Consider the following 21,273-nt stretch of genomic DNA (forward strand, 5'->3'; position numbering starts at 1 on the left):
ATGTTCCTTTTCCATCCAAGCAAGTAGTCAACAGGCATTCTGAATCATGTGCCGGACGTCAAATATTCATTCAATTCATTTCCAAGTATTTTCCCGTAATCGACTGTTCTGCATGGATGATCTGTGATGGAATACCTTCAAATACAACTTGTCCACCCTTGCTGCCTCCATCCGGTCCCATATCGATAATCCAATCCGCCTGACTGATCACATCAAGATTATGCTCGATAACAATGACCGTGTTGCCTGCATCCACGAGACGGTTCATGATCTCCAGGAGATGGCCGATATCCGACATATGAAGACCCGTCGTTGGCTCGTCCATTACATAGATACTGCCTTTTTTGTGCAGTTCACTTGCGAGTTTGATTCTTTGGCATTCCCCGCCGGAGAGTGTGCTCAGCGGCTGACCAAGTGTAATATAGTTTAGTCCGACATCGCTCATCGCCTGAAGCTTGCGTACCACTTCTTTTAATTGAAAAAACTCGAGCGCTTGTTCAACGGTCATCTCCAGCACTTCAGCAATAGATTTACCGCCAAGCTTGTACGCTAACACCTCTTCTTTGAACCTCCTGCCTTCGCATACGTCACATGGAAGTTTCACGCTGTCCAAAAAGGATAGGTCTGTATATAAGACACCAAGTCCTTGACAGTTATCACACGCTCCCTTGGAATTAAAACTGAACAAGCCTTGATTCACCTTATTTTCCTTGGCAAAGGCTTTGCGCACGTCATCCATAATGCCCGTGTACGTGGCCGGATTCGAACGTGTTGATACACCCACTGCAGATTGGTCGATGACGATTGCATCTGCATGCTGGCTGAGAAATACTTCGTTAATTAGCGTACTTTTCCCCGATCCGGCAACACCAGTAATCACCGTAAGCACTCCGGTCGGAATGTCTACACTCACATTCTGCAAGTTATGCAAGGTTGCATCCTGAACAGACAATTTGCCAGATGGCTGCCTACAGTCTTGTTTCAATTGCAGAGGCCGTTTCATGTGGGTGCCAGTCAGTGTATTTGATTCCAGCAGTCCAACAAAATTACCTTCATATACAATGGTACCGCCGCGGTTACCCGCGTGAGGTCCGACATCCACGATATGGTCTGCAACCTTGATGACATCCGGATCGTGCTCAACAACAATGACGGTGTTACCCTTGTCACGCAGCTTTTGAAGCAATTCATTTAATCGGTGTACATCACGAGGATGCAAGCCAACACTAGGCTCATCAAAGATATAAGTGACATCTACAAGGCTGCCGCTTAGGTGCTTTACCATTTTGACGCGCTGCGACTCTCCGCCGGATAACGTATCTGTCTCACGATCCAATGTCAGGTAGTCCAGTCCAATATCCACCAGATGCTGCAGCCGTACTGATAAGGACTTAATGACCGGGGCTGCAGCTGCATTATCCAGTTCCTGAATGATGCGAATAAGCTGGCCCACTTCCATGGCAGACATCTCTGCAATATTCAGTCCATTAATTCTGCAACTGAGCGCTGCCTGACTAAGTCGTGCACCGTTACAGCTGGAGCAAGGACCTTCTGAGATAAACGGCATCACCGCTTTTTGCGTGCGTTCCGATTTTGTCTTCACATCCTGCTTGATGTACTTATTGGTGAATTTCTCTATAACTCCTTCTACTGTAATATTCGTTGCTTTACCAGCGAAGTCCATCTTTACTTTTCTTGCCTTACCATACAAAAGCAGATTTAATTCCGCTTCGGAGTATTCGCTTAACTTCTTGTCGGGATCAAAGTCCCCTGATTGCAGCACCATGTTCCAATCCCAGCCGTCCACGGCATAGTCCGGGAGCATGAGAGCACCTTCGTTTAGAGATTTATCCATATCCACAGCCTTGCTCATATTCACGCCAAGCCTTCGTCCGATTCCGTTACACTCGGGACACATGCCTTGTGGGTCATTAAACGAGAACATATTGACTGGCCCGACGTAAGGCTGACCAACGCGAGAGAATAGAAGGCGAAGAATGGGTGAAATATCGGTGATCGTACCCATTGTAGAGTGAGATCCACCGCCGAGCCGCTTCTGGTCCACAATCACCGCCATACTCAGATTTTCGATGGCATCGGTATCCGGCTGCGGTACACGAGGCAAAAACGTACGCACGAACATACTGAAGTTTTCATTCAACAATCGTGTGGATTCTGCGGCAATGGTATCGAAGACAATCGATGATTTGCCAGATCCGGATACTCCGGTGAAGATCGTAATTTTACGCTTCGGGATGCGCAAGGATACGTTCTTGAGGTTGTTCTCCCTTGCACCAGTGAGTACAATGTACTCCTGATTAGATTCACTCATGCGTAAGAACCCTCCGATTTATTCATGATTAAGATACAGCCATGGCTTGGACTTTGTAAGTAATTATTGGTTTTGATGACCCCATTTGATTTAGGCGGTTTTGGTAGTAGACACCATCCAATGACGTTTAGATTGTAAGGCACCATTTAAAGCCATGTCAACGGACCTTCATTCTTTTTCCGAAAAAAGCGTAAGTGACAAGAAGAGGCATACTTTATCCTCAATTGGTTCACCTTATCTGAGAAGGAGAGGTGTACCTACATTGACGGATTTAAGCTGTACAGCACAAGATGCCTCCTCATCATCGGAAGGCAAGGAGAACGGAAAGTTGAAATGGTGGCAGCTATCCCTGCTCGGCATTGGCTGCACGATTGGTACCGGATATTTTCTGGGTTCGGGAATAGGTATCAAACAGACCGGACCCTCAATGGTACTATCCTTTTTGATCGCAGCGCTGGGTACCTATATTGTGTTTCATTTTCTGGCTAAAATGACGACTGCAGATCCTCAGGAAGGTTCGTTCTGCTATTATGCCGGTAAAGCCTTTGGGCGTTGGGCCCGCTTTGGTTGCGGCTGGAATTATTGGAGCACCAAAATTTTAATTATGGGAAGCCAGTTAACGGCCTTGTCCATTCTCTCCCGATTTTGGTTTCCAAATGTTCCGCTCTGGATATTCGCGGCCGGTTACGCCGTACTGTCCATTTTCGTCGTCTTACTCGGGACACAGTGGTTTGACAAAATTGAGAATGTCCTCGCCGTGGTCAAAACGGCAGCCATAGTCATGTTTATTCTGCTGGCCGCAGCCGCACTCTTTGGCTGGATTCATGGAGGAAGCAGTGGACGGCCTGGCATGCCAAGTTCAGCTGCTGAACTGTTTCCCGGAAAATTCCCTGCCTTCTGGTCATCTCTTCTCTATGCGTTTTACGCATATGGTGGTGTAGAGACCATAGGTCTCATGTCCATTCAGTTACAGGATAAAAAGGATGCACCCAAAGCTGGGAAGGTCATGCTAACCGGCCTTTCAATTCTTTACATGTTATCGATCGGCTTGGCTGTATTCATGGTGCACTATACCAAGATGAATGAAAAGGAAAGCCCATTTGTCACGGCTCTATCGTCGTATCATTTAGAATTCTTTCCCCATGTATTCAATGGGGCCATCATCTTGGCCGGTTTTTCAGCTATGAGTGCTTCCTTGTTTGCTGTCGTTAACCTGTTGGTGACCATGTCCAAGGATGGAGACGCGCCTAAGTTATTTAAGGCGAAGCTGAAGTTTAAACAACTTCCTCTACCTTCCCTTGCGCTTGCTGCGGTTGGACTGTGCGCCTCCATTGTGACAGCCCTCCTGCTTCCAGGAAAGATATATGAGTACATCACTACTGCAGCAGGGATTTTACAGATGTATAATTGGTCCTTTATCATTATTGCGGCGTTCAAAATACTTCGAATCCGAACTCGAGATATGATACTTGGCATATCCGGATTGATTCTGTTATTAGGCGCTGTTAGCGGGACGCTAATGAAACCGGACATCCGAGTGGGCTTTTTTGTAAGTCTGTTCATGATTTTTGTTATTGCTCTGGTCACCTGGATCATGACAAGATGGTGGAAAAAACACAAGGTCTCGACATAGCAAAAAAAAGGATATCCCGCGAAGGATATCCTTTTTCTGTTTCAAACGCTTCATACGATCTATAAAAGAGGAATATTTCCCTCTTCGCATTCCCGCCACGTTCTGTCATTCCACACCGACGCCTGCACTTCTCCAACATGTGCTTTTCGCAGCAAAAACATACACAGTCTGGATTGACCAATCCCGCCTCCAATCGTGAAAGGAAGTTCTCCATTCAAGACAGATTGATGAAAATCAAGAGCGGCCCGTTCGTTCGCTTGACTCAAGTTCAATTGCTTTTCAAGTGCAGCGGCATCCACACGTATTCCCATGGATGAGACTTCCAGAGCCTGCTCCAGCACCGGAAACCATAATAAAATATCTCCGTTTAACGTCCAATCATCATAATCCGGTGAACGACCGTCATGCACAATGCCTGAATTCAGCAGCCCACCTATCTGCATGATAAAAACAGCACCGTATTGACGTGTAATCTCATTTTCCCGCTCTTTTGGGGTAAGATCCGGATATCGGTTCTCCAGCTCCTGTGTTGTAATGAAGAAAATCTGATCGGGCAGAATGGGCTCCAGGCATGAGTATTGAGTATAGAGTTCTTGCTCTGTTGCTTGAATTGAACGATAGATCTTGCTTACTTCTTCCTTCAGGGTCTCTAGGTTGCGTTGATCTTCAGCAATGACCTTCTCCCAGTCCCATTGATCCACATAGATGGAATGGAGGTTATCCATCCACTCATCCCGTCTAATGGCATTCATATTGGTGTATAATCCTTCACCCACCTGAAAGCTATATGTTTTCAGAGCCATCCGTTTCCACTTCGCAAGGGATTGAACAACTTCAATCTGTCCTTCTTCCATATCCGATGCATCGAAAGTAACGATACGCTCTACCCCGTTCAGATTATCGTTAATTCCTGTACCTTCTTGCAAAAGAACAGGTGAGGGTACCTGTATGAGATTTAAATGCTGCTCCAATCGTTCCTGAAACTTCTTTTTTGAAAAATGTATGGCCTCGGCAGTTTCCCTTAGGTTCAGCATCGGTTTGTACATGTTCGGTACAACTATCGTTCGCAGCATGAAAGTACATCGTCCCTTCAGTTTGATTATCATGCAGTTTTCTGCATAACTGATGAGAGCAGTCTATGTGCCTATCATGGCGGTGTCGCGTTGTCCCACTCCAGAATTGAAGCATTTGGGTGTACGCCCATCCTCTACGAGAACAATGCACGCAGCCCTTGAAGCGCAAAATAAACGCCGAACCCAACCAGAGACAAACCGGATACAACGGATATGATGGAGAGGCTTCTTTGATTGAGATAACGCCGCATTCCTGTAGTTAACCCCGCCACAAGCAAATCCCAGAGCGTCAATCCAATGAAGATCATGCTGCTGTAAATCAACAGATGACTTGTCCCAAATGATACTGCCGTTTTGGCCAGAATGGATCCATAAATCCCTAACCAGAAAATGATGGACATCGGGCTGGTAATGGACATCAAAAATCCCAGCATGAAGCAGTGAAAGAGGGAATCCTTACGATTTTTGGCTGAATGTAGCTTCAGTTTGTTCATTTGCAGAATACTCTCGATGCCAGTATAGGTTAGTGTGAACCCGCCAACGAGCCAGAGGAGAATTTGTACCCAGGGGATATTGAGAAATTGAACCAAACCCATATAAATCAACAGCATAAAGGCGGCATCGGCGATCATGGAACCTGCTCCGACCATCCAGGCATGCCAAAAACCATTTTTGATGCCTTTGTCCAATCGGGCTGAATTCACTGGCCCAATGGGAGCAGCAAGCGTCAAACCAAGGAAAATATAACTGATCAGAAGTTGAACACTCAAGACTTCCTCACTCCTACTCGCTTGTCCAGTTTATTTCCCCATCTTATGATCAAATCACGCTTAACATGACAGTATAACAACCGTTTATATCACTTTTATCTATGAAAAATAAAAAGACTATTTCACAGACAGATGGACTGCCTTGAAATAGCCTCTATATTTTACGTCGTTATTTGTTGCTTCTACATCGTACGATTTTTACTTCGATCGCTATCCCGAGTATCTTTTACGCTATAGGTGTTCCTGGTGGTAATTCAGTATCCGGTTTTAACAACACGACATCCCCTTTTTCGGGTACACCTCCTAGAACCAATACCTCCGACTTGAATCCGGCTATCCGGCGCGGAGGGAAATTAACAACAGCAATAACTTGTTTCCCTATGAGCACTTCCGTTTCATATCTTTTCGTAATTTGTGCGCTCGATTTTTTATAGCCAATCTCTTCTCCAAAATCAATCTCAAGCTTGATCGCAGGCACTTTAGCTTCTGTAAAAAACTCAGCGTGAATAATCGTTCCAATACGGATATCCAGCTTCATAAAATCATCAATCGTTGCCATGTGTAAAATCTCCTCATTTTTGTTTTATTCCAATATAATACACTAAATCCATTCTTGTTTAACTACGATGTGACTTGAGGAACGGATCCAAAAGTACATGCCCATGCCTAGTAATGTGATCAATCCACCTGCTAATTGAAATGCGGAAATCGTTTCTCCCAAAAACAGATAGGCAAGAATAATTGCCAGAACAGGCTCTCCAATAATCCCTACCGAAACCGTCGTGGCTCCGATCGTTTTTAACAACAGATTAAAAATATTTTGACCAAAAATGGTTGGGATGATGGCAAGCAAAAAGAAATAGGTCCAATCCGAAGAACGGTAACCCACCAAAGGGATATGATCGAACAAACAATAAACCAGCATCACGGTCCCGCCCAGAAAAAAAACAAGGATGCTGTAGAAATTGGAGTTTATTTTCCGGCTTACCTTTTGCCCTGCAAGCATATAAGCAGAAACCAAAATCGTTCCCAATAAGGATAGCCCGTCTCCTAAGATCGCCTCTCGCGAAATCCCGAGGTCCCCCCAAGCAATAATAATTGAACCTATGAGGGCAGTAATTAAACAAGAAATAGTTAACAAGCTGTTTCGCTCTCTGAACATAAAATAAGAGCCTATCATTACGAATAAAGGCTGCAATGACAAGATGACCATGGAACTCGCCACCGAAGTGTGGACCAAGGATTCCATCCAAAATAAAAAGTGTAATCCAAGAAATAGTCCTGCAAGTAGGACGGTAAACCATTCTTTTCTGGTTATCCCAGAGATTTGGAGGGTTTTCCAGGATACAAAAGGAAGCAAAATGATTACGGAGATGTACAATCTGTACATTCCTGCCACAGCAGTAGCCGTATCTGAGGATTTGATCATAATAGACGAGATCGAAACAGACAGGATGCTGATCAAAAGCAATACATATGGATGAAGCGGTAATGACGATTGATTTATTTTCACATGTACGTCCTCCAAGATGTTTGATCCAATCGTCTGTGCACAGGATTGTATTGAGAAACCCAAGATCTGATATAATAATATCACCGCTTATGGTTAATTTGTGTAACTATATCTTTCATTTATATCGAAATATCGTCATTTGAGAGGACTTAACCCCATGGAAAAACCCTTGCATGAGACCATCCAATATCCCGATACTTCCTTCCCTTATATCATGTACACGCATACGGTCCACGGTAGCATCCCTGAAGGGAGAGGGTTTAACGACCTGCATTGGCATGAAGATTTACAGATCACATTGGTTACCAAAGGAACACTGGTGATCCAGGTTAACGGGATGGATCATGAATTACATGCAGGTCAGGCCATTCTGATCAATAAAAGCATTCTTCATGTTACGACCCATTTGACGCATAACGGACAGTATGTCAGTTTTAATTTTCCGGAGAAACTGCTGGCTTTCTACTCTGATAGTGCTATGGAGAGAAACTATGTCGTCCCCTATACCAACTCGTCTTTCGTATCACTTGTAATCAAAGGCGAAGTTACATGGGAAATCCAAGTATTAGAAATGCTGTGGGATATGAAAGCAAAATTTGAGAAGACCAAACAATGGGGCTGGGAATACGAGGTTTCCATTCAGACGGTACAGCTGTGGCTGACCATAATCTCCAATTTCTCGCTATCGACAGAGGAAGCATCAGCGAACGTGAAGCGGCAACAGGAGAGACTTCAATTCATGCTCAGTTTCATCCATCAGAACTATGCAGAGCCGATTACATTGCTGGACATTGCGGATGCAGCTCATCTGAGTGTTTCGGAATGCACCCGAAGTTTTAAGCGTACAATTCATATGACCCCTTACGCCTACTTGATTAAGTATCGAATTAAAAAAAGCTGCGAGTTATTAAGTTCTACCGACTATACAATAACCGAGATAGCTCATAGAGTGGGCTTCAATCATGTGAATCACTTTATTCAGTCTTTCAAAAAACAGCATCAACGAACACCTAACCACTTCCGCAGGGGGGAATAACATGATTGAAATTACGACAGAACTGGTACGTCAGCTGATCCAGAGTCAATTTCCCGAGTGGAAGCACTTATCCATAGCACCCGTAGACAAAAGTGGACACGATAATCGGACCTATCGATTAGGAAATGAGATGACTGTTCGTTTACCGAGTCATGAGCGATATGCCTCTGCTGTTCAAAAGGAATTGACATGGCTGCCCTTTTTCAAGCCTTATCTCTCCTTGCCGATTCCGGCACCAATTGCAAAAGGTGAACCAACGGTAGAATATCCTCTTCCCTGGTCTGTTAACCGATGGATTGAAGGCAGCACAGTCACAGTTGAAAATATTACTGATCTGAACACATTTGCTGAGGATCTCGCTGGTTTTCTAATTGAACTGGAAGCGATTGATGCAAGCCAAGGTATTCCCGCAGGCATCCAAAATTTTCATCGCGGAGGAAACCTGGCTGTTTATGACCAGGACACCAGATCCGTCATAGACGTTTTACCCAGTCAGTACAATCCAAAGCTGTTATTGGAAATATGGGAGCTTGCCCTTGCCACAAAATATGAAGCTGCACCGCTCTGGCTGCACGGTGACGTTGCTGTAGGAAATCTGCTCGTACAAAACGGCCGATTGTGCGGTGTCATTGATTTCGGAACGATGGGCGTAGGTGATCCTTCCAGCGACCTGGTGATGGCATGGAACTTTTTTGATGATAGGAGTCGTGATATTTTTCTCCGCCGAATGAATGCTGACCAAGATATGATTAACCGTGCACGTGGATGGGCATTATGGAAAGCACTTATCACCTATGCTTGGAATGAACCAGATTCGGAGTCATCGATTTGGGGAAAACGGGTTATAGATGTGATCAGCCGAGATTATAAATCACTATAGTCGTATTAGTGCATCTAAAGATGAGACATAAAAAAACCGGATTCCTAGTCACGGAATCCGGTTTATTATTGATGATATATATAATAGCTAGCTATGCCAATCTCATTTTGAAGTCCTGATAGCCGAATTCACGGACCACTTCGCAATCGCCGTCTTTTCGTTTCACAGCAATGGCTGGCAATGGCATTCCGTTGAATGTATTCGTTTTGACCATAGAATAGATCGCCATATCTTCAAAGACCAAACGATCTCCTTCTTTCAGAGGCTCATCAAACGAATAATCTCCAATGACATCACCAGATAGACAGGTTTGACCACCAAGACGATAGAGGTGAGGCTTCTCTCCTGCTTCTCCGGAGCCGACAAGCGGCGGACGATATGGCATTTCCAGGACGTCTGGCATATGGCATGTGGCTGAAGTATCCAGAATGGCAATGTCCATTCCGTTTTTGTGGAAATCCAGCACCGAGGTCACCAGATAACCTGCGTTAAGCGCAACAGCTTCTCCTGGCTCCAGGTATACTTCCAGACCATATTTGTCCTGCATACGTTTGATGCATGCTTCCAGTCTTGGAATGTCATAATCCTCACGCGTAATGTGGTGCCCACCGCCGAAGTTAATCCACTCCATCTGAGGCAGCCATTGTCCGAACTTCTCTTCAACCGCATTCAGCGTTGTTTCCAGATCGTCGGAATTTTGTTGGCATAATGTATGGAAATGCAAACCGGAGACGCCTTCCAGCAGCTCTGCCCGGAAATCCTCCTGTTTGGCACCAAAACGCGAACCCGGAGAGCACGGATCGTATATCTCGTGCCCTTCCTGAGTCGAGCATTCTGGGTTAATACGCAAGCCAATCTTGCGGCCAGCCTGAAGTGCCTTATCCTTGAATTTTGCTAGCTGCGAAAAAGAGTTGAAAATAATGTGATCGCAGATTGAAATAATCTCATCGATCTCGTCTTCGCGGTAGGCCGGAGCAAAGACATGATTTTCTTTGCCCATTTCCTCATGGCCCAGGCGGGCTTCATACAGCCCGCTTGCCGTTGCTCCGCTCAAATATTGTCCGATTAACGGGTACATCGCTGTCATGGAAAATGCCTTTTGGGCGAGCACAATTTTGGCACCTGTACGCTGCATGACGCCGTTAAGGATTTTCACATTTTTCTCAATAAGCGCCTCATCAACAACAAAGCATGGAGTCGGTAATTGCTCAAACCGCATCTTAACGAACGAGCTCCGATTCTTTGGCTTCTTCTGGCAGTTCGTCAACAAGAACCGGGTTGAAGTCTTCTACCCATGGAAGTCCCCATTTGTTCAGCTCTTCCATGAACGGATCCGGGTTGAACTCTTCCACGTTGTATACGCCTGGTTTGTTCCATTTGCCTGTCATAACCATTGCTGCGCCAATCATTGCTGGAACGCCTGTTGTATACGAGATGGCTTGGGAACCAACCTCTTTGTAGCACTCTTGGTGATCGCAGATGTTGTAAACGTAGTACGTTTTGTCTTTGCCGTCTTTTTTACCTTTGAAAATGCAGCCGATGTTCGTTTTGCCCACAGTACGTGGTCCAAGGGATGCCGGATCAGGCAGTACTGCCTTCAGGAATTGCAGTGGAATGATTTGTTTGCCTTCAAATTCGATGGGTTCAATTGAAGTCATGCCCACATTTTCAAGAGCTTTCAGGTGAGTGAGATAGCTTTGACCAAATGTCATGAAGAAACGGATCCGTTTCAAGCCAGGAATGTTTTTCGCCAAAGATTCCAGCTCTTCATGGTACAACAGGTACATGTCTTTTTCGCCAACTTCCTTGAAGTCATAGACACGTTTGATTTCCATCGGTTTGGTTTCAATCCATTCACCATTTTCCCAGTATCTTCCGTTTGCCGAAACCTCGCGGATATTGATTTCCGGGTTGAAGTTAGTTGCGAACGGATAGCCGTGGTCGCCGCCGTTGCAGTCCAGGATATCGATGTACTCGATCTCGTCAAAATAGTGCTTCAGGGCATAGGCAGAGAATACGCCAGTTACGCCTGGGTCAAAACCGCTGCCGAGCAGTGCAGTAATTCCCGCTTTTTCAAAACGCTCTTTGTAATCCCATTGCCAGCTGTATTCGAATTTTGCTGTATCTTCCGGCTCATAGTTTGCAGTATCCATGTAATGCGTTTTGGTTGCAAGGCATGCATCCATGATTGTCAGATCCTGATATGGCAGAGCCAGGTTCATGACGATATCCGGTTTAACTTCGTTGATCAGAGCGATTAGTTCATCTACATTGTCTGCGTCCACTTGTGCTGTCGTAATTTTTGTTTTGCCGCCGTCCAGCTTAGCTTTGAGGTCGTCACATTTGGATTTGGTACGACTCGCGATGCAGATTTCCTCAAAAACTTCGCTATTTTGAACGCATTTGTGTACTGCCACAGAAGCCACGCCGCCGGCGCCGATGATTAGTGCTTTTCCCATTTTTACATTCTCCTATCCCAATATGTAGATTTTTTTGTTTTTTGATTCAAACGTCCGTTTCAAGGTCTTCTCATTTTCCAACTTCAGTCAATTCCTGACAACAAAAAAAGCAAGGTGAATAAATGCCGCAACCCGCGCATCATCACACTTGCTTGTCGATATACATCGTGAAAAAACGTAAAGTCTCCATAACCAAAAAAGTTCAAAGAACTCCTCTGGTGGAAAGCTCCCTCATGTATATCAATATCAGATCAGAGTCTATATAGCAAATAATTCGCCTTTACCACTCTTATTGACCGTTTCACAAGTTGATGTGCAATTGCACTGGTTGTAAAGTAACCAACTTATAAAATTTGAGCTTTTAACTCAATCAATAAGGCAACATAAGTTGCCAATCGGCGTTTGACCCGGCTGTCCGTATGGCCTTGACTCCCTGAAGGAAGTGGTCAAAATTATCTGCTGGAAAGTTCTAATCCCAATTGACATATCTGCTTTCCAAAATCACAGGTTAAACAATAACAAACCATTTTAAAAAAATCAAGGGATAACTCAAAAAATATTTTTTCCTCATTTTGGACGAACCGTTACCCATGTCAGCAGATCCTTTTTCCGTGTAACTTTCCTTGTTGTTTTTGACATTTTGATATGATTTCTCAGCTGCTCAGACTACATGTTGCAGTTTGCATAATCTAACACTAGCTTCTTATCAAACATCATCCCCGCTGAAGAAAACCGTTTTCAATTGATTAATCCCCCCTCTCTGCAAGAAATGCACGTCTATTCTGCAGTCTCGGACACAATAAGTTATCAATGGAATCATGTTTATCTACAAGCATTAGTATAGTTACTAAAGATATCGAAACTTTACACCTTTACCCATTTATATTGTTTGCTCTTTTATTTGTACTAATTTACTTAGAAATCTTCGAATCAATTGCTTCTTTCCTCTATCTCGATCTTGCCCGCTATAATTTGAGGTGGATCAGATTGTCTAACAAGATAGAACCCCTCCTCATTAACTTCAGGAGTAATTTTTACTTTGTCCCCTACTTCTATTTTGTCAATGAGTTTGGAATCTTCAACAATATATTGGATTACTTTAACCTTTTTCTCTCTGAGATCAGCAAGACTGCGATCGGCTTCTTCTCGAAGTATATTCTCAGCTACCAGGATTCGTTCTTCTTCCTTCAGAATGACATAATCCCCTTTTTCGTTTGCTGAGAAGATTTGGCATCCACTAAGTGTAAATAATAGAACGAATAACATCATACCTATGAACGCTATTCTCATTCTTAATCCTCCTCACCTCACAATGAGCCTATCTGCTATATTAGACGTATGGGTAGGAATGTTTGTTGCTTTTTTCTTCACGCATACTATAACAACAAAAAGCCGCAAATATGCGGCTTCGGGTGCATGCGTTTGCTTAAAAATGCTCAAGTACAACTTTACCGACTGTCCGTCCAGTTTCTAATAGAAGATGCGCTTTGCGCAGATTCTCAGCGTTCTACTGTAAAAATTGATTTACCAAGGAAGCTGACTATCCATATAGTAGAAGCCACCTGTTGGACCGTCTTCAGACAAGGTAGCCAGACGCACAGCAGTTTTCGCACCGTCCTCTGCCGATAACTCTGCCTTTTCGCCGCCCATTTGCGTTTTCACCAAACCGGGATGTACGGAATTCACTTTAAGATTCGTTCCTTGCGCTTTTTGAGCCCAATATGCTGTTAGCATGTTTAACGCTGCCTTGGATGCTGAATATGCAGGGGTGGCAATCCGCTGCGCAAGCTCATTGGTAAGCAGAAATTGTATGGAACCGAGAGCGCTGCTCTGATTGACAATTCGGCCAGACTCACTTTTCAGAAGCAGAGGCATCAATGACTCTGTGAGGTAATAAGGACCAAATGTATTAACTTCGAACGTATCACGTAGTGCATCGCCTTCGTATTCCTCTTTTTCAACCCACACTCCCGCATTATTGACCAGAATATCCAATCGTCCGTAGGTGTGACTAATCCATCTGGTTACCTCCGCGATATGATCGGAGTTCGTCACATTCAGCTCTATACCCACAGCGTCAATGCCCTTTTTGTTCAGTTGTTTTGCTGTTTCATCGGCTGTAGCCTGGCCCCTTGCGGCAACCAAAATCGTAATGCCCAATTCCCCCAATTGTCGGGCAATCTCATACCCAATTCCTTTGTTCGCTCCAGTAACCAATGCAATTTTATTCGTCATTTCTGTTCCTCCTCGGAAATTTTATGATTTATTTGTTAATGTGATCTCGATAAAACTCATCCAGCACATGTACAGTTGTATCCGGCTGCTCGCTCATGTTATCAGCCAATGCTTTATTGATCCGCGAAAATTGCAAATCCGGGTGGGCTACAATAATTAATGTTTTCATATTAAAAATCTCCATGTTCCCTTTACGGGAATGATCGTTCTAATAACGGTGCAAAAACTCGTTCTATACTTGGTTAAGGCAGGAGCAAGCTCCTGCACTTGACAGTCCGTCTTTGGTTTTATTGAGTATGTCATTGCTAAATATCTGATAAAGAAAACATACTCTTCTTATTTTTCTAATATGAGCATGCTCATTGCGGATATACGCTGGAGCTTTTCCTTTGACACTGACGTCCGAGCCATTACCCTTATCCCTATTAAGGCATTCTGCAGATACTCTGCTAGTTCTTGTGTGCCGTATTGACTTGAGAACTCACCGTTTTCTTGCCCCCAGGTGACGATCTCCACAAGAAGATGCTCCACTTTTTCAAAGGCTCCCACAGCTTTGGCGTCTACGTCTTCATCCCGGCAAGCCATTTCTACTGCAGAATTTACAAACATGCATCCAGGCGGCTCGCCTTCTTCAGGGCTGCTCATATAATTGAAGATAAATTGAAGAGCTTCCTTGGCTGTTTGCGATTGCTTGACACCTGCAGCCAATTTGGCATCGGTACGGTTTCCGAACCGCTCCATTGCTTTGAAGAACAAGGTCCGTTTATCTGTGAACGTGTCATAAATGCTTCTGCGATGGATGCCCATGTGCTCGACGAGATCACTCATCGACGTTTTTTCATATCCCTGTTCCCAAAACAGTTTCATGGCTTTGTCCAAAACTTCGTTTTCCTCAAATTCTTTGCTTCTTGCCAATTGAATCCTTCCCTTCACACACCTGCAGTGTGTTTATAAGGTTTTATAGAATAATTTACGGATAAATCATTGGTTTGTTTTCCTGTAGAATCATCCTAACATAATGAGAATGATCAGTAAAGAATTATTTTACCGATCGTTCTCATATTATTTTTCGCTTGTTACTTCCATCTCTGTTTTATTTCAAAGGGTTCACCAGGCTAATATAATCATGATTCTCAAAAAAAGTTCTTGTGTTTTTCTTAATCATGGTGAATTTTTTACAACAACGAGGGTGAGCAAACGTGGAGTGTTAATGTGCGTAGAAGCAAAGTACGTGGAAAGCTTTTGCTGTTGTGAATTTTTCATACGATTAAATTTTATAATTAGAGGTTGGTTGAAACCTTTCTTTCGTCATTTCAAACCTTTTGCCATTCCTTTTGTTAATTAATTTGAAATAGTAGATAGTAACTAGGAGGCTTGTGAAAATGAAATCGCGGATCTCTCAATTGAAGATAGGGTATCATGGCATTTTTTCTGTTATATTGACTGTGCTCTTGCTTCAAACTGCTTGTGCAACATCCGATGGAGAATTAATGAATGATATTAACCAAAGACATTATCCAAGCAGCAAAACACCAGTTAGTCAAACACCTGCTTCAACAAATGCCACAACGGAACTGGAAAGATTAATTGATCCGGAGGGATTAGAATTCAAGGAGATTGAAGCGGAAGACTTTAAAAAAGGTGTGTTCATTGATTTTGAACGCTACAAAAAAGAATTTTTTAACGATGATATCATCACTAAATTCAAAGGCAATCTTGAAGGCATAGTTGAAAATAATAAAGAAAAATTTAATGTTCATCTCTATGAAGGTTCCCGGAAAGAAGCACTCTTCTTCGATGAAGAAAACGTTCAGTTTATGTTTTATGATCTGGACCTGCTAGATAAAATAAAAATGGATGGGCGTGAACAAATCCGGATAGGCGTTCAACATGCCAAGAAACATCCGGATGGGCGTATTGAGAATGAAGCCATTACATACTTCTTTACAAAAAACAAAGAAGGCAAATGGCGTATCGAAAACATCGATTAGTACTTTGTGTGAGTCATTTCATTCAACTTAACTTAGAACAATATAAGAAAGCAGCTGCCACCGCAGCTGCTCCACGATCTAATCCATAATAATATATTTTCAAACACTATCTTTTCAGAATCTTCTACTCTTCAAAACGCACAGTGAACACAAGCGCCCATTCCGTTTTGCTTAATGTATCCTCTGAGAAGTCTCCAGCAAATACCTGATTTGAACTTGTGGCATGCATGGCAAACGCAGGAACCGGACGATCAGTTGTAAATGTTAACGCTTCAGTATGTTGAATCAACCCTCGTCCTTTCAACTCCGAATTCCAAGGAAGAGTAAACGTAGCTAAGCCTGAACCTGCACTGATCTTAACAATACATATTTCTTTTTGCTCCTCTGTTCTTACTGTATCAATGGATATAATAACTTCAATTTCAGTGCCGCTTTCTATCTGCCCTTCCGGCTTGAAAAATAAGTCCCCTATAGATCCTGCAGAATCAACTTTCCTTCCATTCTCCCAAATGTCCATATCCAAACTGGCGCCCGGTTTCTCTCCCTCATACCTTAATTTAAATGCACCGGACATTGTTCCAAGGAAAGGTCTTAATTTTGCTGCTTCCCCTTGGGTCAAATCGACAGGAGTTAACGTGATGCTGTTCGGATTCAATTCATCAGGTATAATGGTATCTGCACTTTCTGCAGAACAGCCTGTTAGTACAAACAATAAGAGCAATATGTAAAGTGGTAATCGCAAACTTTCCACCTCCATCAAGATTTGAATCAAGTTTAACACGGAACTTCTCTGTGCATACATTTTTTTTACATATTCATCTACAATCATCAACCAACCTATATCACAAATCTCGGCTATAAAAAGTATCATCTTCAGAACATCATTATAGTTAAAACTTCCTCTGTAATACCCACGTTCTATAATAGAGAGGAGTTGGTTAAAATCCAGGAAATCATCACAACAATAATCAGTGTAATGTTACTAATATTTTTAATATGGAAGCAACTACATCTATTAAGGAAATGTCCACCGAAACAAATTATAGCAATCATCGTTACTTACGGTTTGGCAATCTTCATTGCATTTGTTTGTATATACCTGGGAGGAAATTGGATTGCGGACCTAATGCCGACTAAAGTACTTAGCATTGCTGCGTTTCTTCTAGTTGTGGTCACCATACTATCCATGCTGCATGTCTGTTTACATAAAATCTTGTCCAAAATTACTAAAGGCGTTATGGGTTCATAATAATCAAACGTCCATATTGAAAAAAGCAGCCGATCACACGGATCGAACTGCTTTTATTTTTTATGCTGTTATCTCGTCGATATTGATATCATAGCCGAGGGATGTACTAGAGCTAACAAACGCTGAAAACAACTTTTGGCTATATTCATCTACTGCGTAGCTGTACTCCGGATGCCATTGAACAGCCAGTACAAATTTATGATTCGGCATAATTACGGATTCAACAAGTCCATCTTCAGCAATTGCCGCTGGTATCAACTTATCGGATAACGTCTTGATCCCTTGATGATGATAACTGTTCACTTTAACAGTATCCGCTTGAATAATGTCATGCAGCAAATTACCTTTTTCAATATGTACATCGTGTACAAGATTCGTGTATGGCGGGCTTTGCTTGTGATTAACGGTATTGCTTACTTCAAATTGTGTAGGAATGTCTTGATACAAAGATCCACCAAGTATCACGTTAAACAGCTGTAAGCCCCTGCATATGCCAAAAGCAGGCTTATCGAGTTCAATTACTTTCTGAAATAGCAGTGACTCCATCATATCGCGTTCGATACATAACTCTCCGCAGGTATCCTCTACATGTTCATGATAAAGCTCCGGATTAAGATCATGTCCGCCCGTGAACAAGAACCCGTCCAGCTCATTCGCCAAGGTTGCGATAATCTCGAGATTTGTAGTCAACGGCAGCATAATTGGAATCCCGCCAGCATCCTCTATTGCTTTCATATAATCTGGAAGCATCCAGTAACTTTTTTGGTTGGAATCATACAGTGGCAGAACTCCGATCATGGGCTTTTTCATTGGGTTACCTCCTAATGATCATTTTCATGTGGATCGCTTGGTTGGAACGGGAATCTATACATCATTTTATCAGATCTCCTTATATACAAACTCACCAAATCATTGCATTTTCCTACTCTTTCCCTTGCACAATCCCGAGGACATTTTACAGATTCAGCTACATTGGTAAAAATTCCATCATGTTATTTGATGAATATACCGGGTAATGTTAATCAAGAATTGTAACTTGGGAGGGATAGGAATGTTCATGGAGTTAAGCATTAAGCTAGTCATTAGCTTTTTCGGGCTTTGGGCCATTGCTTTCATTACAGGCAGAAAAACGCTAAGCCAACTTACACCACTCGATTTCCTATCCTCATTAGTGCTCAGTGAGATTGTGGGAAATACGCTGTATGATGACCAGGTCAAGGTATCTCATCTATTATTCGCATTGGCACTTTGGACTGCACTCGCTTATCTTTTCGAGAAAGCTACAACACGATTTGTGAAGTTCGGATATGTCGCAGAAGGACGAGTCGTGCTCTTAATTGATAATGGAGAAGTCAATCAAGGCTTATTAAAAAAATATGACATTGAATTTAAACAGTTGCTTTCCATGCTCCGTAAACAGAATGTATTTTCTATTCAGGAAGTGAAGTATGCGATACTGGAAACCGACGGATCGTTATCCGTTCTTCGCAAGCCTGAGTATGAACCCCCTACTGCTCAAGATTTGGGCATGAAGACATCACCTGATCGTTTTGCCGTAACCGTAATTGATAAAGGAGAACTGCTTAAGAAGTCCATGAAAGGTAAACATATCGATATGGATATGGTCCTGATAGAAATCCAAAAGCAGGGCTATGACAATATAAAAGATATCGCTTATGCAGAATATGGTGACGATGGAACACTATATATCATACCTCTTAATCCATTATAAAAATAAAGACCAGGTACATGGTAAAGCCCCATATACCTGGTCATTTTTGTACTCATTTAATCTAGGCCGCGTTTGAAGTGGTCACTTCTTCAGAATTCAATTGAATGGATCGCTGGCATATTCTTGTAATTGCAAAAGCCAGCAAAGCTAATACCACGGCTACCGGAGGCACCCACGCCACACCGCCCAAATTGACAGCAAGTCCACCGACACCAGAACCGAGCGCAATACCCACATTGGCTGCCACAGGCAGCAGTGTGGAAGCAAATGCTTTGGATTCCGGCGCAATTGTTCCAGATACATCAAACAGATATAGCTGGGATGCTGCACTCATGGAAGACGACAGACAGCCGATCAGGAGCAGGAACGTCAAACCAAGCCACAGATTGGACACAGCGAAACTCAGTCCGAGGAAAATAACCGCCTGGATGACAAAAAGCCACTTCAACTTGGGCAGAAAATCACCTTTGGCTATTTTGGCACCGATCCAGTTGCTCAGAATGCTGCAGGCTCCATAGACCAGGAGTATAGCGCTAATCCAACGCACGGGCACGCCCATAGACTCGCTGAGAAGCGGTGTAATATACGTAAATATGACAAAGATACAGCTATTACCCAGCACCGGGATTAAACAGGCCAACAATATGCGCGGCTTCATAAAGAGAGCCATCTGATCGCCAAACGAGCCGGTGACGGTTGTCGTGCGGCGCGGAAGGATTCGGAACATGAATACAAACGGCACGACACCGATGCAAGCCGTAACGACGAATGTCATGGACCAGTTCAGATGCTGTCCAATAAATGTACCGAGCGGCACACCTAGCACATTCGCAATGGAAAAACCGCCCAAAATCCAGGCGATAGCTTCCCCTCTCCGCTCCCGGTGAACGGCGTCGCTTGCGATCGAGATCGAAAGCGATATCGTAAGTCCGCAAGCCACGGCCGAAACGATACGAATGGCCATCAAGGAAGGGAACGTGGTTGAGAACACGGTTAATACATTCAACACAAGCACAATGGCGAACCCAATTAAAATCGAGCTTCTTCTGGATATTTTGGCCAAGGATGCCACGGCGAATGGAGTTCCTACTGCATATGCAATAGCGAAGCCTGAGACAAGGGCGCCTGCAGCAGCGAGAGATACTTTCATATAACTTTCGATTTCTTTCAACACACCTACGATGACGTACTCGGTTGTTCCGAGTACGAAGCTGACGAGCGTAAGCGTTAAGATAAGTAGATTTTCTCTAGTCCTGGTCATCAATTTGAATTCACTAATCCTTTCTAATGTTGCAAGCGCTTTAATTCACAAGACAGCTCTTACTCTATGTATTTTCTGCTTTCCCATCCCTTCAGTTTCGATATATAGTACATATTGGATAGTGAAATTGTACTGTCAGACTTGCCAGACGGCAATTAAGGTTGTTGTGGTTTTAATTTAAAACATTATGAATGTTGTCATTTTTCATCATAGAATCTTGAAGGGAAGACATAGATGAATACACGCCACGAACCCGGACAACTCCATGAAGATCAGGATTGTATCATTATTTATGTCGGGAAGCTGGCGGGCAATCCCCATTGGAGTTTTCCGACTCATAAACATGACGATCTGCATGAGATCATTTACGTAAATGAAGGAAAAGGTTCTTTCACCATTAATGGTGTGAAGCACTTGGCCCAAAAGGGAGACCTGCTCATTTACAATAAAGGGACACTTCACGAAGAAAAATCCGATCCTGAATATCCGTTATCCACCTTCTATTGTGGCTTTCGTTACAGAGAGGGTATCCAGGGTGATGCCGACTGGGTTGTACCACCACATAGTGAGCCGATTATTCGGGCAAACCGATATTCGGAAGAACTTCATTCGTTAATGCAGACCTTATTCAGTGAATTCTCCATTCGTGAGGATGGATACGAGCGCATCTCCCAGCATGTGTTGAAAGCAGTACTGCTGATCATCGAACGCATGTCCCGCCATCAACAAACGGCTGGGCAGATCATACGGAGCAGCACCCTTGCTGAGAGTATTAAAGACTATCTGGATACCAACTACCGGCAAAATATTAAATTGAAGGAACTCGCTGAACAATTTCATATCGACTTCTATTACCTGATTCATATGTATAAAAATCGCTACGGCACCTCCCCCTATCATTACTTGATCCAACGTCGAATGGGTGAGGCAACCCGGCTGTTAGTCTCGACCAGGAAAAAAATATGGGAAATTTCCAAGCTGGTTGGTTATGAAAACCCTAACTATTTCACCATTCTTTTTACCAAAACGGTTGGTGAATCGCCACGAAGCTTTCGCAAGCGGAATCAAAAAGATATGTACGGGGATGATGCTGCATCCAATCCGTAAAA

At 43.3% G+C, this 21,273-nt stretch carries 20 protein-coding genes; 6 read left to right on the plus strand and 14 right to left on the minus strand.

Annotated elements, in window-relative coordinates:
- Positions 1-70: 70 nt before the first annotated feature.
- Entirely contained in the window at positions 71-2,332 is a 2,262-nt protein-coding gene (locus ABGV42_RS06530) for an excinuclease ABC subunit UvrA (protein ID WP_347380935.1), read from the minus strand.
- Between the two features lie 262 nt (positions 2,333-2,594).
- On the opposite strand from ABGV42_RS06530, the gene ABGV42_RS06535 reads away from it, so the two are divergent.
- Positions 2,595-3,965, plus strand: coding sequence for an amino acid permease (locus ABGV42_RS06535; protein ID WP_347380936.1), 1,371 nt, complete (start codon positions 2,595-2,597; stop codon positions 3,963-3,965).
- A gap of 59 nt (positions 3,966-4,024) precedes the next feature.
- Here ABGV42_RS06535 and asnA read toward each other — a convergent pair whose 3' ends face one another.
- From asnA to ABGV42_RS06555, 4 genes are all read right to left on the minus strand, one after another.
- Positions 4,025-5,011 carry an aspartate--ammonia ligase gene (asnA, locus tag ABGV42_RS06540; RefSeq protein ID WP_347383154.1) on the minus strand — a complete coding sequence of 329 codons (987 nt, stop codon included), beginning with the start codon at positions 5,009-5,011 and terminating at the stop codon, positions 4,025-4,027.
- A 161-nt stretch (positions 5,012-5,172) separates the two neighbouring features.
- Positions 5,173-5,808: a LysE family transporter gene (locus ABGV42_RS06545; RefSeq protein WP_347380937.1), complete on the minus strand. Its 636-nt coding sequence runs from the start codon at positions 5,806-5,808 to the stop codon at positions 5,173-5,175.
- Between the two features lie 226 nt (positions 5,809-6,034).
- Positions 6,035-6,367, minus strand: coding sequence for a chaperone CsaA (gene csaA, locus ABGV42_RS06550; protein ID WP_347380938.1), 333 nt, complete (start codon positions 6,365-6,367; stop codon positions 6,035-6,037).
- 42 nt (positions 6,368-6,409) lie between these two features.
- Positions 6,410-7,237: a DMT family transporter gene (locus ABGV42_RS06555; protein ID WP_347383155.1), complete on the minus strand. Its 828-nt coding sequence runs from the start codon at positions 7,235-7,237 to the stop codon at positions 6,410-6,412.
- A 241-nt stretch (positions 7,238-7,478) separates the two neighbouring features.
- Between ABGV42_RS06555 and ABGV42_RS06560 the strand changes: the two genes are divergently transcribed.
- Positions 7,479-8,357 carry an AraC family transcriptional regulator gene (locus ABGV42_RS06560; protein WP_347380939.1) on the plus strand — a complete coding sequence of 293 codons (879 nt, stop codon included), beginning with the start codon at positions 7,479-7,481 and terminating at the stop codon, positions 8,355-8,357.
- A gap of 1 nt (position 8,358) precedes the next feature.
- Positions 8,359-9,237 carry an aminoglycoside phosphotransferase family protein gene (locus ABGV42_RS06565; RefSeq protein WP_347380940.1) on the plus strand — a complete coding sequence of 293 codons (879 nt, stop codon included), beginning with the start codon at positions 8,359-8,361 and terminating at the stop codon, positions 9,235-9,237.
- A 91-nt stretch (positions 9,238-9,328) separates the two neighbouring features.
- On the opposite strand, the gene nspC is transcribed toward ABGV42_RS06565, so the two are convergent.
- The 6 genes from nspC to ABGV42_RS06595 all read right to left on the minus strand — a co-directional run bounded on the left by nspC (position 9,329) and on the right by ABGV42_RS06595 (position 14,846).
- Complete coding sequence (nspC, locus tag ABGV42_RS06570; protein ID WP_095287195.1) at positions 9,329-10,456, minus strand: carboxynorspermidine decarboxylase; 1,128 nt, start codon at positions 10,454-10,456, stop codon at positions 9,329-9,331.
- 1 nt (position 10,457) lies between these two features.
- On the minus strand, positions 10,458-11,696 hold the full coding sequence (locus ABGV42_RS06575) for a saccharopine dehydrogenase family protein (protein ID WP_095287196.1): 1,239 nt from the start codon (positions 11,694-11,696) through the stop codon (positions 10,458-10,460).
- A 930-nt stretch (positions 11,697-12,626) separates the two neighbouring features.
- Positions 12,627-12,986 (minus strand): DUF3221 domain-containing protein, encoded by a 360-nt coding sequence (locus ABGV42_RS06580; protein ID WP_347380941.1) that lies wholly within the window; start codon positions 12,984-12,986, stop codon positions 12,627-12,629.
- A gap of 234 nt (positions 12,987-13,220) precedes the next feature.
- Complete coding sequence (locus tag ABGV42_RS06585; RefSeq protein WP_347380942.1) at positions 13,221-13,931, minus strand: SDR family oxidoreductase; 711 nt, start codon at positions 13,929-13,931, stop codon at positions 13,221-13,223.
- A gap of 28 nt (positions 13,932-13,959) precedes the next feature.
- Entirely contained in the window at positions 13,960-14,100 is a 141-nt protein-coding gene (locus tag ABGV42_RS06590; protein WP_347380943.1) for a hypothetical protein, read from the minus strand.
- 167 nt (positions 14,101-14,267) lie between these two features.
- Complete coding sequence (locus ABGV42_RS06595) at positions 14,268-14,846, minus strand: TetR/AcrR family transcriptional regulator (protein WP_347380944.1); 579 nt, start codon at positions 14,844-14,846, stop codon at positions 14,268-14,270.
- A 467-nt stretch (positions 14,847-15,313) separates the two neighbouring features.
- Between ABGV42_RS06595 and ABGV42_RS06600 the strand changes: the two genes are divergently transcribed.
- Positions 15,314-15,922: a hypothetical protein gene (locus tag ABGV42_RS06600; protein ID WP_347380945.1), complete on the plus strand. Its 609-nt coding sequence runs from the start codon at positions 15,314-15,316 to the stop codon at positions 15,920-15,922.
- Positions 15,923-16,046: 124 nt separating this feature from the next.
- On the opposite strand, the gene ABGV42_RS06605 is transcribed toward ABGV42_RS06600, so the two are convergent.
- Positions 16,047-16,793 (minus strand): hypothetical protein, encoded by a 747-nt coding sequence (locus tag ABGV42_RS06605; protein ID WP_347380946.1) that lies wholly within the window; start codon positions 16,791-16,793, stop codon positions 16,047-16,049.
- 438 nt (positions 16,794-17,231) lie between these two features.
- Complete coding sequence (locus tag ABGV42_RS06610) at positions 17,232-17,981, minus strand: gamma-glutamyl-gamma-aminobutyrate hydrolase family protein (RefSeq protein ID WP_347380947.1); 750 nt, start codon at positions 17,979-17,981, stop codon at positions 17,232-17,234.
- 241 nt (positions 17,982-18,222) lie between these two features.
- On the opposite strand from ABGV42_RS06610, the gene ABGV42_RS06615 reads away from it, so the two are divergent.
- Entirely contained in the window at positions 18,223-18,903 is a 681-nt protein-coding gene (locus tag ABGV42_RS06615; RefSeq protein ID WP_347380948.1) for a DUF421 domain-containing protein, read from the plus strand.
- Between the two features lie 61 nt (positions 18,904-18,964).
- On the opposite strand, the gene ABGV42_RS06620 is transcribed toward ABGV42_RS06615, so the two are convergent.
- Positions 18,965-20,164: an MFS transporter gene (locus ABGV42_RS06620; RefSeq protein ID WP_347380949.1), complete on the minus strand. Its 1,200-nt coding sequence runs from the start codon at positions 20,162-20,164 to the stop codon at positions 18,965-18,967.
- A 234-nt stretch (positions 20,165-20,398) separates the two neighbouring features.
- Between ABGV42_RS06620 and ABGV42_RS06625 the strand changes: the two genes are divergently transcribed.
- Complete coding sequence (locus tag ABGV42_RS06625; RefSeq protein ID WP_347380950.1) at positions 20,399-21,271, plus strand: helix-turn-helix domain-containing protein; 873 nt, start codon at positions 20,399-20,401, stop codon at positions 21,269-21,271.
- Positions 21,272-21,273 lie beyond the last annotated feature (2 nt).

This window comes from Paenibacillus pabuli (assembly GCF_039831995.1).
In the GTDB taxonomy this organism is placed as follows: domain Bacteria; phylum Bacillota; class Bacilli; order Paenibacillales; family Paenibacillaceae; genus Paenibacillus; species Paenibacillus pabuli_C.